Annotated in this window: 7 protein-coding genes; 6 read left to right on the forward strand and 1 reads right to left on the reverse strand. The window is 73.6% G+C overall.

Features of this window, described 5'->3' with window-relative positions; translation table 11 throughout:
• The first annotated feature begins 47 nt into the window (after nt 1–47).
• Nucleotides 48–704 (forward strand): response regulator, encoded by a 657-nt coding sequence (locus BU197_RS20350; protein ID WP_188269706.1) that lies wholly within the window; start codon nt 48–50, stop codon nt 702–704.
• A complete protein-coding gene (locus tag BU197_RS20355) occupies nt 697–2265 on the forward strand; it encodes a sensor histidine kinase (protein WP_188269707.1) in 1569 nt (522 codons plus the stop codon). The genes BU197_RS20350 and BU197_RS20355 overlap by 8 nt, the downstream gene beginning before the upstream one ends.
• Nucleotides 2266–2290: 25 nt before the next feature.
• Here the strand turns inward: BU197_RS20355 and glgP are convergent, their stop codons facing one another.
• Nucleotides 2291–4840: an alpha-glucan family phosphorylase gene (glgP, locus tag BU197_RS20360; RefSeq protein ID WP_188269708.1), complete on the reverse strand. Its 2550-nt coding sequence runs from the start codon at nt 4838–4840 to the stop codon at nt 2291–2293.
• 886 nt (nt 4841–5726) lie between these two features.
• Between glgP and BU197_RS20365 the strand changes: the two genes are divergently transcribed.
• From BU197_RS20365 to glgB, 4 genes are all read left to right on the forward strand, one after another.
• Nucleotides 5727–7730, forward strand: coding sequence for an alpha-1,4-glucan--maltose-1-phosphate maltosyltransferase (locus BU197_RS20365; RefSeq protein WP_188269709.1), 2004 nt, complete (start codon nt 5727–5729; stop codon nt 7728–7730).
• Nucleotides 7727–9421 carry a maltose alpha-D-glucosyltransferase gene (gene treS / locus BU197_RS20370; RefSeq protein ID WP_188269710.1) on the forward strand — a complete coding sequence of 565 codons (1695 nt, stop codon included), beginning with the start codon at nt 7727–7729 and terminating at the stop codon, nt 9419–9421. Before BU197_RS20365 ends, treS begins: the two co-directional genes overlap by 4 nt.
• A gap of 286 nt (nt 9422–9707) precedes the next feature.
• A complete protein-coding gene (locus tag BU197_RS20375) occupies nt 9708–11057 on the forward strand; it encodes a maltokinase N-terminal cap-like domain-containing protein (protein WP_188269711.1) in 1350 nt (449 codons plus the stop codon).
• Nucleotides 11058–11131: 74 nt separating this feature from the next.
• Nucleotides 11132–13384 carry a 1,4-alpha-glucan branching enzyme gene (gene glgB / locus BU197_RS20380; RefSeq protein WP_188269712.1) on the forward strand — a complete coding sequence of 751 codons (2253 nt, stop codon included), beginning with the start codon at nt 11132–11134 and terminating at the stop codon, nt 13382–13384.
• Nucleotides 13385–13419: the final 35 nt, after the last annotated feature.

Raw genomic sequence — 13419 nt, forward strand, 5'->3', positions numbered from 1 at the left:
GGGAACCTTCCCCCGGGGCGTCCGCCCGTCTGCGTAGGGTTGCCCGCATGATCAAGGTGCTGCTTGCCGACGACGAGACGATGATCAGGGCCGGAGTGCGGGCCATCCTCGCCACCGACCCCGGGATCGAGGTGGTCGCCGAGGCCGGAGACGGCCACGAGGCCGTCGAACTGGCCCGGGAGCACCGGCCCGACGTCGCCCTCCTCGACATCCGGATGCCCCGGCTCGACGGACTCGACGCCGCCGAGGAAATGCGCCGGGTCGTGCCCGGCACCGCCGTCGTCATGCTCACCACCTTCTCCGAGGACGCCTACGTCGCCCGCGCCCTCGGCTGCGGCGTCAGCGGCTTCCTGCTCAAGTCCGGCGACCCGCGCGAACTGATCGCCGGGGTCCGCGCCGTCGCGGGCGGCGGCGCCGCCCTCTCCCCCAGCGTCGCCCGCCGGGTCATCGACACCCTCGGCGGCGAGCGGTTCACCCGCGCCGCCGAGGCCCGCGCCCGGCTCGCCCCGCTCACCGGCCGGGAACGCGAGGTCGTCGGACTGCTCGGCGCCGGGCTCTCCAACCAGGAGATCGCCGAACGCCTCCATGTCGTCGAAGGCACCGTCAAGGCCCATGTGTCCGCCGTCCTCGGCAGGCTCGGCCTGCGCAACCGGGTGCAGCTCGCGGTCCTCGCCTACGAGGCGGGCCTGGTGCCCGGTGCCTGAGGACCGGCGCGAACGGCTCCGCGAGCACCTCTTCGACCTGCTCCTGTGGCTGCTGCTCTGCGTCCCCGTCCTGCTCAGGTCCGACCCGGACGACGGCGGCAGCTGGATCCTCGTCGGCGTCGGCACGGCCGTCCTCGCCCTCTGCGTCGCGGTAAGCCGCCGATGGCCGCTGCTCGCCCTCGCCGTCACCGTGGCCCTGAGCCTCCCCGCCTCCCTCGAACTGTTCACCCCCTCCTACAGCCTCGCCCTGATCGCCTTCGGCTATCTCGCCGGACGGCGGCAGGAACACACCCGGGCCGCCCTGTGGCTGTTCGGCGCGGTCGCGGGCCTCGGACTCCTCCTCACCCGGCTCACCCACACCTCCCTCGGCCAGTGGTTCACCCTGCTGCTCGCCCTGGCGCTCGCCGTCGTGGCGCCCTGGCTGATCGGCCGGTACGTACGCCAGTACGACCACCTGGTGCGCAGCGGCTGGGAGCTGGCCGACCGGATGGAACGGGAACAGGCCGCCGTCGCCGACCGCGAGCGGCTGCGGGAGCGGTCCCGGATCGCCGGGGACATGCACGACTCCCTCGGCCACGACCTCGCCCTGATCGCCATCCGCGCGGGCGCGCTCGAAGTCTCCCCCGCGCTCGGGCCCGACGAGCAGCGGGCGGCGGGCGAGCTGCGCCGGGCGGCGGCCGACGCGACGGGCCGGCTGCGGGACATCATCGGCGTCCTGCGCGAGGAGGACCCCGAGGCCGCCGCCCCGACCACCCCGCCCGGCGAGACCGTCGAGGAGCTGACCGCCCGCGCCCGCGCCTCCGGACTCGACGTCACCCTCGACACCACCCCGGTGCCCACCCTGCCGGGCATGTCGGGCCTCGCCCTGCACCGGGTCGTACAGGAGGGGCTCACCAACGCGGCCAAGCACGCGCCGGGCGCGCCCGTCTCGGTCTCCGTCACCCAGGACCCGGCGAACGTCCGGGTCCGGGTGGTCAGCGGCCCCGGGCCCGCGCCGGAACCGGGCGCGGACGAGGAGAAGACCCCCAGCGGGCGGGGCGGGTCCGGCGGCACCGGGCTCGTCGGGCTCGACGAGCGGGTCAGGCTCGCGGGCGGCCGGATCGCGACCCGGGCCACCGAGGACGGCGGTTTCGCCCTGGAGGCCGTACTGCCCCGGCGGGCGCCCGCGCCGCTGCCCGCCGCGCCCACCTCGGCCCGGGAGCTGGACCGGGCCCGGCGCGAGGTCCGCAAGGGTCTGGTGCGGGCCGTCTGGATTCCGCTGGCGCTGCTCGCCGCCCTCGGGGTCCTGATGGCGGGGGTGGCGCTGTGGACGCAGGCGCAGTCGTATCTGGAGCCGGAGGACTTCGCGCGGATGCGGATCGGGATGACCCCGGCGGAGATCGCGAAGGTCTCCGACGACCTGCCCGAGCATCCGCTGGACGGGCCCCCGCAGGGGGCTCCGCCGGAGCCGCCCGGCATGCACGAGTGCCGGTACTACCGGTCCACGCTGCTCGCCGCGATCCCGGTGTACCGGCTGTGCTTCGTCGACGGGCATCTCGCCGACAAGGCCAAGGTGCCCTGATCCGGCCCGCTCCGAACGGCACGGCCTATCTCAGCAGCACCCCCGGCGCCTCGCCCGCCTTGGTCTCCGGCAGCGCCACCAGGCCCAGTTCCGCCGGGTGGGCGAGGAGCGGGTGGACCGGGCGGACCCGGACGGTGCAGCCGAAGGAGCCGGTGCGGTCGAGTTCCAGGGTGCCCGCGTACGGCTGCAAGCCCTCCAGGTCCGGGCCGCCCGCCGGTTTCAGCGGGACGGCGCGGGGGTCGGCGAGGGTGTCGGAGGCGTCGACCCGCCCGGTGACGGCCTGCACCTCGACGTCGGCCGGGTCGAGGGCGCCGAGGCGCACCCGGGCCCGGACGACGGGGGTCGCGCCCAGCTCGGCGTCCGCCGGGTCGTCGGCGAGCCCGTCGCCGACCTCGACATGGCCGACGCCGACCCCGGGCCAGGCGGCCCTGACCCGCGCCTTCCAGTCGGCGAGGGCCCGCGCCCGGTCCGGGGTGAGCGCCCGGTGGGCGGCGGCGGCGGGCGCGTAGAGCCGTTCGACGTACTCGCGGACCATCCGGTCGGCGAGCACCTTCGGGCCGAGGTCGGCGAGGGTGCGGCGGACCATGGCGGTCCAGCCCGCGGGGACGCCGTCGGGGCCCCGGTCGTAGAAGCGGGGTGCGACCCGCTGTTCGATCAGTTCGTAGAGGGCGGCGGCCTCCAGGTCGTCGCGGCGCTCCTCGTCGGCGGCTCCGTCGGCGGTGGGGATGGCCCAGCCGAAGTCCGGCTCGTACCACTCGTCCCACCAGCCGTCGAGTACGGAGAGGTTGAGGCAGCCGTTGAGCGCCGCCTTCATGCCGCTGGTGCCGCAGGCTTCGAGGGGGCGCAGGGGGTTGTTCAGCCAGACGTCGCAGCCCGGGTAGAGGCCGCGGGCCATCTCCATGCCGTAGTCGGGCAGGAAGACGATCCGGTGCCGCACCCTCGGGTCGTCGGCGAACCGGACCAGCTCCCGCACGAGCCGTTTCCCGCCGTCGTCGGCGGGGTGCGCCTTGCCCGCGACGACCAGCTGCACGGGCCGCTCGGGGTGGAGCAGCAGGGCGCGCAGCCGGTCGGGGTCCCGGAGCATCAGGGTGAGCCGCTTGTACGAGGGGACGCGGCGGGCGAAGCCGATGGTGAGGACGTCGGGGTCGAGGGCGGTGTCGGTCCAGCCGAGTTCGGCGGCGGCGGCCCCGCGCTGCCGCCAGGAGGCCCGCAGCCTTCTTCGTACGTCGGCGACGAGCCGTTCGCGCAGGGTGCGGCGGAGTTCCCACAGCTCGGTGTCGCTCGCGTCCGGGGCGAGCCGGCCGACCTCGGGGGCGACCCAGGTGGGGGCGTGGACTCCGTTGGTGACCGAGGTGATGGGCACCTCGTCGGTGTCGAAGCCGGGCCAGAGTCCGGCGAACATGGACCGGCTGACGGCCCCGTGGAGGGTGGAGACGCCGTTGGCGCGCTGGGCGAGGCGCAGTCCCATGGCGGCCATGTTGAAGACGCCGGTCTCGCCGCCCAGCGGGGTCTCGTCGCCGAGGGCGAGGACCCTTGCGGTGTCGACGCCGGGCAGGGCGCCGTCCTCGCCGAGGTGCCGGGCGATCAGGGCGCGGTCGAAGCGGTCGATGCCGGCGGGGACGGGGGTGTGGGTGGTGAAGACGGTTCCGGCGCGGACGGTCTCCAGGGCGCTGTCGAAGTCGAGTCCCTCTCCCTGGAGTTCGCGGATGCGTTCGAGCCCGAGGAAGCCGGCGTGGCCCTCGTTGGTGTGGAAGACCCCGGGGGCGGGGGTGCCGGTGAGCCGGCTGTAGGTACGGAGGGCGCGGACTCCGCCGATGCCGAGCAGCATCTCCTGGAGCAGCCGGTGCTCGCTGCCGCCGCCGTACAGGCGGTCGGTGACGCCCCGTTCGCCGGGGGCGTTCTCCTCGACGTCGGAGTCGAGCATGAGGAGGGGGACACGGCCGACCCGGGCGAGGTGCAGCCGCGCGTGGAGGCTGCGCCCGCCGGGCAGGGCGAGGGTGATCCGGGCGGGGGTGCCGTCGGGCTCGCGGAGCGGGGTGACGGGCAGCTCGTCGGGGTCGAGGACGGGGTAGTGCTCCTGCTGCCAGCCGTCGGCGCCGAGGGCCTGACGGAAGTAGCCGTGCCGGTAGAGCAGCCCGACACCGATCAGGGGGACGCCGAGGTCGCTGGCGGCCTTGAGGTGGTCGCCCGCGAGGATCCCGAGCCCGCCGGAGTACTGGGGCAGGGCGGCGGCCACGCCGAACTCGGGCGAGAAGTACGCGATGCGGGCGGGTCCCTCGCCGGTCCTGCGCTGGTACCAGCGGGGAGCCTCCAGATAGTCGGCGAGGTCGTCGGCGGCGGTCCGCAGCCGGGCCAGGAAGCCGGGATCGACGGCGAGCGCGGCGAGCCGGGACGCTTCGAGGGCCCCGAGGACCTGGACGGGGTCGGCGCCCGGGAGGCCGTCGGGGGCGAGGGAGTCGAAGAGGGAACGGGTGGGCTCGTGCCAGGACCAGCGCAGATTGTGCGCCAGCTCGGCGAGGGGCCGCAGGGGGTCGGGGAGGACGGGACGCACGGTGAACCGACGGATTGCCTTCACCCTCCCACCTTCGCAGGCGATCACGGAGCGGGACGGGTGCACCACGCTGGGTGTTCGGGGGGGGAGGGTGGGTGAGCGGGTCGGAGGGGTCGCACCCCGGGACGCCCACCCCGGGACGCCCTCCCGGCCGCGAGCCCCGACACCCCCGCGGCCCGGCACCCCGGCCCGGCCCGCTCGGGTGCCTGACGGAGCGGGCCGGGCGGGGCGGGGGCGAGCGTCGACCCGCCCGCGTGGGGGGCAGGCGCCCGGCCGGGACCGCCCACGCCCCGGGCTGAGCGTCACCCCGTCCGCATACGGGCATGCGCCCAGCCGAGACCTCCCGCACCCCGGGCCGAGCACCAACCCATCCGCACAGAGGCGCAGGCGCGCGACCTGGACCGCCCACGCCCCGGGCCCAAACGTCACCCCGTCCGCATACGGGCATGCGCCCAGTCGGGACCGCCGCGCCCCGGCCTCGGCGTCACCCCCCGCGTGCGCGCGCTCCCCCGGGCAGCCGTCCGCGCACGCGCCCGCGTGCCCGGGTGCGTACCCCGTCCGTGCTCCCGTATGCGCGCCCCGCGTGCGCCCAGTCCTCACAACCGGTCGAGGGTTTCGCGCCCTGATAGTTAACAAACCTCCTGGATTGCCCACCCGAGAAGGGTGGGAAGGCTCCCCTCCCGAGGCTCCCGAGCCTCCCGACCGCCGCCGCCTACCGCCCCCTGCCGCCCCCGCACGCCTCCCGGCCGACCCCCGCAACCCGTCTCCCCCGCGCCCCCGTTCATCCCTGTGAACCCGCCGTTCGAGTGAACGCGCCCGGTCGCGGCCATGCCCGCGACCCACCGGCCGTCGGCGCGGCTAGAAAGAGCGCACCACCACACTCACCCCCCGTAGACCCTCAGGTGATGCCGTGAAACCGCTCATCGGACGCATTCCCGTCCTGGACGTCCGCCCCCTCGTCGACTGCGGCAGGCGCCCCGCGAAGGCGGTGGTCGGCGAAGCCTTCGAGGTGACGGCGACCGTCTTCCGCGAGGGGCACGACGCCGTCGCCGCCAACGTCGTGCTCCGGGGGCCCTCGGGCCGGCCGGGTCCCTGGACGCCGATGCGCGAAGCGGCCGAGGGCACCGACCGGTGGGTGGCCGAGGTCGCCCCGGACGCCGAGGGCCTCTGGACGTACGCCGTCGAGGCGTGGAGCGATCCGCTGGCGACCTGGCGGCATGTGGCGGGGATCAAGATTCCGGCGGGGATCGATTCGGAACTGGTCCTCGCCGAGGGCGCGGAGCTGCACGAGCGGGCCGCGAAGGGCGTTCCGAAGAAGGGCGGCGGCCGGGAGTCGGTGCTCGCGGCGGCGGACGCGCTGCGGGACGGCTCGCGCCCGGCGGCGGCGCGGCTCGCGGCGGCGCTCGCCCCCCGGGTGACCGGTTTCCTGGACCGGTATCCGCTGCGCGAACTGCTCTCCTCCTCCCCGGCGTTGCCGCTGCGGGTCGAGCGCGAGCGGGCGCTCTACGGTTCCTGGTACGAGTTCTTCCCCCGCTCGGAGGGGGTGCGGAAGGTCCGGGGGCGTACGGTCCCCGGGAACTTCCGTACGGCCGCCGAGCGGCTTCCGGCGGTCGCGGCGATGGGCTTCGACGTGGTGTACCTGCCGCCGGTGCACCCGATCGGCGAGACCCACCGCAAGGGCCCGGACAACGCGCTTTCGGCGGCTCCGCACGATGTGGGCGTGCCGTGGGCGATCGGTTCCCCGGAGGGCGGGCACGACGCGCTCCACCCGGATCTGGGCACCTTCGAGGACTTCGACGCGTTCGTGGCGCGAGCCGGGGAACTGCGTCTTGAGGTCGCGCTCGACTTCGCGCTCCAGTGCTCGCCGGACCACCCGTGGGTGGAGAAGCACCCGGAGTGGTTCCACCGGCGTCCGGACGGTTCGATCGCGTACGCGGAGAACCCGCCGAAGAAGTACCAGGACATCTACCCGATCGCGTTCGACGGCCCCGGGGTGATGGACGAGATCGTCGCGGAGACCGTGCGGGTGCTGCGGTTCTGGATGGACCGGGGGGTGCGGATCTTCCGGGTGGACAATCCGCACACCAAGCCGGTGGTGTTCTGGGAGCGGGTGATCGGCGAGGTCAACGCGGCCGATCCGGACGTGGTGTTCCTGGCGGAGGCGTTCACCCGTCCGGCGATGCTGCGGACGCTCGGCGCGATCGGTTTCCAGCAGTCGTACACGTACTTCACCTGGCGCAACACCAAGGAGGAGCTGACCGCGTACCTGACGGAGCTGACCGGCGACTCGGCGGCGGTGGTGCGGCCGAACTTCTTCGTGAACACGCCGGACATCCTGCACGCGTACCTCCAGGAGGGCGGGCGGCCCGCGTTCGAGGCGCGGGCGGTGCTCGCGGCGACGCTTTCGCCCTCGTGGGGCATGTACGCCGGGTACGAGCTGTGCGAGAACACCCCGCTGAAGGACGGCAGCGAGGAGTACCTGCACTCGGAGAAGTACCAACTGCGTCCGCGTGACTGGGAGTCGGCGGAGCGGGCGGGGGCGACGATCACCCCGCTGATCACCGCCCTCAACCGGATCCGGCGCCGCCACCCGGCGCTGCGCCGCCTGCGGAACCTGACGTTCCACGACACGGACAACCCGCGGGTGATCGCGTACAGCAAGCACGCGGGCGCGGACACCGTCCTGGTGGTCGTCAACCTCGACCCGCACCACACCCAGGAGGCGACGCTCTCGTTGGACATGGCGGCGCTCGGCCTCGACCGGCACGAGACCGTGCCGGTGCGCGACGAGCTCACCGGCGAGACCTATCACTGGGGCAGGGCCAGCTATGTGCGCCTGGAACCGGGCGTCACGCCCGCGCACATCCTCGTCCTGCGACCGTCCCCGCAGACCGGAGGGTCACCCACCTCATGACTGTCAACGCTCCCGTCCCCGACACCTTCGAGGACACCCCCGCCAAGGACCGTGATCCGGACTGGTTCAAGCGGGCCGTCTTCTACGAGGTCCTCGTCCGTTCCTTCCAGGACAGCAACGGGGACGGCGTCGGCGACCTGAAGGGCATCACGTCCCGCCTCGACTACCTCCAGTGGCTGGGGGTCGACTGTCTCTGGCTGCCGCCCTTCTTCAAGTCACCGCTGAGGGACGGCGGTTACGACGTCGCCGACTACACCTCGGTGCTGCCCGACTTCGGCGACCTCGCCGACTTCGTGGAGTTCGTCGACGCGGCCCATCAGCGCGGGATGCGCGTGGTCATCGACTTCGTCATGAACCACACCAGCGACCAGCACGAGTGGTTCCAGGAGTCCCGGCGCGACCCGGAAGGGCCGTACGGCGACTACTACGTCTGGGCGGACGACGACAAGCAGTACCCGGACGCCCGGATCATCTTCGTCGACACCGAGTCCTCCAACTGGACCTTCGACCCGGTGCGCGGACAGTACTACTGGCACCGGTTCTTCTCCCACCAGCCCGACCTCAACTACGAGAACCCGGCGGTGCGCAAGGAGATCCTGTCCGCGCTGAAGTTCTGGCTGGACCTGGGCATCGACGGCTTCCGGCTCGACGCGGTGCCGTACCTGTACCAGCAGGAGGGCACCAACTGCGAGAACCTCCCCGCCACCCACGCCTTCCTCAAGGAGGTACGGGCGGAGATCGACGCCCACTACCCGGACACCGTGCTGCTCGCCGAGGCCAACCAGTGGCCGGAGGACGTCGTCGACTACTTCGGCGACTTCGCCTCGGGCGGCGACGAGTGCCACATGGCCTTCCACTTCCCGGTCATGCCGAGGATCTTCATGGCGGTGCGGCGCGAGTCCCGCCACCCGGTCTCCGAGATCCTGGCGAAGACCCCGGCCATCCCCTCCGGCTGCCAGTGGGGGATCTTCCTGCGCAACCACGACGAGCTGACCCTGGAGATGGTCACCGACGAGGAGCGCGACTACATGTACGCCGAGTACGCCAAGGACCCGCGCATGCGGGCCAACATCGGCATCCGGCGCCGTCTCGCCCCGCTCCTCGACAACGACCGCAAGCAGATGGAGCTGTTCACCGCGCTGCTCCTGTCGCTGCCCGGCTCGCCGGTGCTCTACTACGGCGACGAGATCGGCATGGGCGACAACATCTGGCTGGGCGACCGGGACGGGGTGCGGACGCCGATGCAGTGGACCCCCGACCGGAACGCGGGCTTCTCCTCCTGCGACCCGGGACGGCTCTACCTCCCGGCCATCATGGACCCCGTCCACGGCTATCAGGTGACCAACGTCGAGGCGGGCACGGCCTCCCCGTCCTCGCTGCTGCACTGGACGAAACGGATGATCGAGGTGCGCAAGCAGAACCGCGCCTTCGGCACCGGCACGTACACCGAACTCCCCGCCACCAACCCGGCGGTGCTCGCCTTCCTCCGCGAGGAGGGCGACGACCTCGTCCTCTGCGTGAACAACTTCTCGCGGTTCGCGCAGCCGACCGAGCTGGACCTGAGCCGCTACGACGGCGCCCAGCCGGTGGAACTGATCGGCGGGGTCACCTTCCCGGCCATCGGACGACTGCCCTACCTGCTGACCCTCGCGGGTCACGGCTTCTACTGGTTCCGCCTCAAGAAGAGCTGAGCCAGCGCCAGTTCCGCACCCGGCCGGCCCACGGCCGGTTCCGCCCGCACCGGGTGGGACGGTCACCCCGTCCCACCCGTGAGCGCCACGCACCCCGCCCCACCCGTGAGCGCCGCGCGTCGCCCGCCCCTCAGGTCCATCCGGGCCTTCTTGCCGGACCCATACGGATCTTCCCCCTCCGACACGTCCCGCACATCCGGACAGCCCCAGCCGCCATCCGGGACACTCTGCGCATTTGAACGCACACGACAGTCGACTGCGTGCCCCGGGGAAAGGACGCGATGCCATGACGGAGACCGCATCCACCACCCGGGCGCCGGACGCCCTCCTGCACTCCCTCGCCCCCCTGCTCCACGCCTGGCTGCCCAGGCAACGCTGGTTCGCGGGCAAGGGCCGCCGGGTCACCGGCTTCACCCTGGAAAGCGCCACCGAGCTGCTGCCCCTCGACGGCACGGGCCCCGGTCTGCTCCATCTCCTCCTCGGAGTCGACCAGCCGGGCCGCCCGGCGGGCTCGCCCCCCGACTGCTACCAACTCCTCCTGGGCGTCAGGAGCCAACTCCCGCCCCGGCTCGCCCCCGCCCTCATCGGACGGCTCCGGCAGGGCCCCCTCGCCGGCCGCGCCGTCTACGAGGGACTGCGCGATCCCCGGCTCGCCGGGCTCCTCTACGAGCGGCTGCGCGCCCCCGGCAGGACCGGCCCGCTGCGCTTCCACGCCACCACCGCCCTGCCCCCCGGACTCGCCCCCCGGATGCTCGACGCCGAACAGTCCAACTCCTCCCTGGTCTACGGGGACTCGTACATCCTGAAGATCTTCCGCCGGGTCAGCCCCGGGGCCAATCCCGACCTCGAACTCCCCCTCGCCCTCGCCCGCGCGGGCTGCGCCCGCGTCCCCGCCCCCGTCGCCTGGTTCGAGTCGGGGGCCGCGACCCTCGGCGTCCTCCAGCCCTATCTGCGCGGCTCCCGCGACGGCTGGCGGCTCGCCCTCGACGCCCTCGCCGACGGGCGCGAGTTCGGCGCCGAGGCACGCGCCCTCGGCCGGGCCACCGCCGAGGTCCACCTCGCCCTCGCGGACGCGCTGCCCGCCCGCCGCCTCCAGCGCGCCGAGACCCGGAGCCTGGCCGCCGCCATGGACCGCAGGCTCCACGCCGCCGCGCAGGCCGTCCCCGCGCTCCTGCCGTACGTGCCGGGGCTGCGGGCCGTCTTCGCGGCGGCGAGCGGCACCCACGGCGGCGGCACGCTCCAGCGCGTCCACGGCGATCTGCACCTGGGCCAGACCCTGCGGGGCTCCGACGGCGGCTGGGCCGTCATCGACTTCGAGGGCGAACCGGCGAAACCGATCGACGAGCGGCGCAGACCCCAGCCCACCGTCCGCGACGTCGCCGGGATGCTCCGCTCCTTCGACTACGCGGCCCGCACCCACCGCCCCTGGAACGCGGACTGGGCGACCCGCTGCCGGGCCGCCTACTGCACCGGATACGCCGAGGTCGCGGGCGCCGACCCGCGCACCGACCCGGCGCTGCTGCGCGCCTACGAGACGGACAAGGCCGTGTACGAGGTGGTGTACGAGGCCCGGCACCGCCCGGACTGGCTCCCGGTCCCGATGTCCGCGATCGAACGCCTCTCGGCCGCCCTGTGACCCCGCACCGGCCGGACCCGGCCGGCGGACCACCCCCGCACCCCGCATCCCGTACCCCTCCAGGAGGCACCCCGGTGACCGCCCGCCCCGCAGGCAAGTCGGCCCGCAACACCCCGTCCCCCGCCACGCCCCGGAAGGCGCCGCCGCTCGACCCGGGCGACCGGGCGCGGCTGCTCGCCGGGGAGCACCACGACCCGCACGGGGTCCTCGGCGCGCATCCGGTCAGGGGCGGGGTCGTCCTCCGGGCGCTGCGCCCGTGGGCGAAGGAGGTGACCGCCCTCGTCCGGGGCGGGCGCGTCCCGCTGCGCTCCGAGGGCGACGGGCTGTTCTCCGTGTTCCTGCCCCGGCTGCGGAAGGTGCCCGCGTACCGGCTCGCGGTCCGGTACGACGGGGCACCGGAGCTGGTCACGGAGGATCCGTACCGCTTCCTGCCCTCCCTCGGCGAGCTGGATCTGCATCTGATCGGCGAGGGGCGGCACGAGGAGCTGTGGACGGCGCTCGGCTCCCGGATCCTGACCCACGGCGGGGTCGCGGGGACGCGGTTCGCGGTGTGGGCGCCGAACGCCCGGGGGGTCCGCGTCACCGGCGACTTCACGCACTGGGACGGCACGGCCCTGCCGATGCGCTCGCTGGGCTCGACGGGCGTGTGGGAGCTGTTCGTGCCGGGCGTCGGGGAGGGCGCGCTCTACAAGTACGACATCGCCCGGCCGGACGGGACGCACACCGTCCGGGCCGATCCGATGGCCCGCCGCACCGAGTGCCCGCCGGACACGGCGTCGGTCGTCACCGCCTCCCACCACGCCTGGGAGGACGCGGAGTGGATGGCGAAGCGCGGCGCGCGCCCGCACCACGAGGCGCCGCTCTCGGTGTACGAGGTGCACCTGCCGTCCTGGCGGCCGGGGCTCGGCTACCGGGAGCTTGCGGAGCAACTCCCCGCGTACGTCAGGGATCTGGGCTTCACGCATGTGGAGCTGATGCCGGTGACCGAGCATCCGTTCGGCGGTTCCTGGGGCTATCAGGTGACCGGCTTCTACGCGCCGACGGCCCGGCTCGGCACCCCGGACGACTTCCGGTTCCTGGTGGACGCGCTGCACCGGGCGGGCATCGGGGTCCTGATGGACTGGGTCCCGGCGCACTTCCCCAAGGACGACTGGGCGCTCGCCGAGTTCGACGGGCGTCCGCTGTACGAGCACCCGGACCCGCGCCGCTCGCACCACCCGGACTGGGGGACCCTGGAGTTCGACTACGGGCGCACGGAGGTGCGGAACTTCCTGGTGGCCAACGCCGTGTACTGGTGCCAGGAGTTCCACATCGACGGCCTCCGGGTGGACGCGGTGGCGTCGATGCTCTACCTGGACTACTCGCGGGAGTACGGCGAGTGGACGCCGAACGAGCACGGCGGGCGGGAGAACCCGGACGCGGTGGCCTTCCTCCAGGAGATGAACGCGACCCTGTACCGGCGCTGCCCGGGAATCGTGACCTTCGCCGAGGAGTCCACCGCCTGGGACGGGGTGACCCGGGCGACCGACCAGGTGGGTCCTGGCGGCTTCGGCGGCCTCGGCTTCGGCATGAAGTGGAACATGGGGTGGATGCACGACTCCCTGGAGTACATGACGAAGGAGCCGGTGCACCGCAAGTACCACCACCACGAGATGACCTTCTCGATGGTGTACGCGTACAGCGAGAACTACATCCTGCCGATCTCCCACGACGAGGTGGTGCACGGCAAGCGGGCCCTGGTGTCGAAGATGCCGGGCGACTGGTGGCAGCGGCGGGCGAACCACCGCGCGTATCTCGGTTTCATGTGGGCCCACCCGGGCAAGCAGCTCCTCTACATGGGGCAGGAGTTCGCCCAGGGCTCGGAGTGGTCGGCGGACCACGGCCCCGACTGGTGGCTGCTCGACCCGGCGTACGGGGCGGAGGCCGACCACCGGGGGGTACGGGACCTGGTCCGCGACCTGAACACGGTGTACACGGCGGCGCCCGAGCTGTGGGAGCGCGACACCTCCCCGGAGGGCTTCCAGTGGGTGGCGGGTGACGCGGCGGAGGACAACGTCTTCGCGTTCCTGCGCTTCGACGCCGCCGGTGCGCCGCTGCTCGCCGTGTCGAACTTCTCGCCGGTGGTACGGCACGACTACCGGCTGGGGGTGCCGGAGGAGGTGGTGGCCTGGTCGGAGGTGCTGAACACGGACTCCGGCCGGTACGGCGGGAGCGACGTGGCGGGGCGGGACCCGGTGAAGGCGGAGTCCGTGCCGCACCACGGGCGGGCGGCCAGCATCCGGATGACGCTGCCGCCGCTCGCGACGGTGTGGCTGCGGCCCTGCTGAGCAGGACCTCCGCCGCCGGGCGGGGCCGCTCGCGC

It is taken from the genome of Streptomyces sp. CBMA291, assembly GCF_014596525.1.
Lineage (GTDB): Bacteria > Actinomycetota > Actinomycetes > Streptomycetales > Streptomycetaceae > Streptomyces.

Excerpts from the sequence above, each read along its gene's own strand:
- BU197_RS20350 (WP_188269706.1), top strand. The coding sequence starts at position 48 with ATGATCAAGGTGCTGCTTGCCGACGACGAGACGATGATCAGGGCCGGA.
- treS (WP_188269710.1), top strand. The coding sequence starts at position 7,727 with ATGACTGTCAACGCTCCCGTCCCCGACACCTTCGAGGACACCCCCGCC.
- BU197_RS20375 (WP_188269711.1), top strand. The coding sequence starts at position 9,708 with ATGACGGAGACCGCATCCACCACCCGGGCGCCGGACGCCCTCCTGCAC.